Origin of the sequence: Sphingobacterium cavernae (assembly GCF_008520265.1) — a bacterium.
In the GTDB taxonomy this organism is placed as follows: domain Bacteria; phylum Bacteroidota; class Bacteroidia; order Sphingobacteriales; family Sphingobacteriaceae; genus Sphingobacterium; species Sphingobacterium cavernae.
This window is the reverse complement of the sequence record NZ_VIQM01000036.1, coordinates 1-551: the sequence shown is the minus strand read 5'-3', so window position 1 is coordinate 551 and position 551 is coordinate 1. Positions and strand designations below refer to the sequence as shown.

The window sequence follows — 551 nt, the reverse complement described above, 5'->3', positions numbered from 1 at the left end:
CAGTGTGGCGCCGTTTTCCTTTGGCAATTCAAACAAGCCTTTTTCGCAGATCCCTTTGATGTGCTGGTAGCTAAAGGCATGAAAATACAATGCCCTTGCACAGGCTATATCTAATTGCTCATTCGTAAACCGCTTTTTAAGAGAAAGGATTCCTTGAGTCATCTTGCGCCAATGTGAAGGCACTTCCTGTACCAAACCATCGAAGAAAGCTTCTGCGCAACTACCCACACCGGTCATCATATTTCGATATTCTTTTTTGCTTACCGATTTTTTATCATCAGGACGGTGAGCTTCAAGGCTAATAAACATACCTATGTCGGATGATATTTGATGCAAAGCGATTTGCTTTACGCCGTCGTATACCTTAAGTATTGTTCCGTTACTCTCAATACGGACATATTGACTCATATAGCGGGCAGGAACCGAATAATAGTTCTGCCTGAAACTTAGATGTCCCATCCGGTTAACTTTGCGGTGCTCGACATGCATGATCTGAAATCTACTCTTGGGAAGAGACTGAAGAGCCGCTTTTTCGGAAGCCATAAACAAGT

Annotated in this window: 1 protein-coding gene; it reads right to left on the bottom strand. The window is 43.0% G+C overall.

Translation table 11 applies throughout. The features are described from left to right. Positions 1-543, bottom strand: a 543-nt coding sequence (locus FLS47_RS07215; RefSeq protein ID WP_223225171.1) for a Mu transposase domain-containing protein, incomplete at its 3' end; no start/stop codon positions are given. Between the last annotated feature and the right edge of the window lie 8 nt (positions 544-551).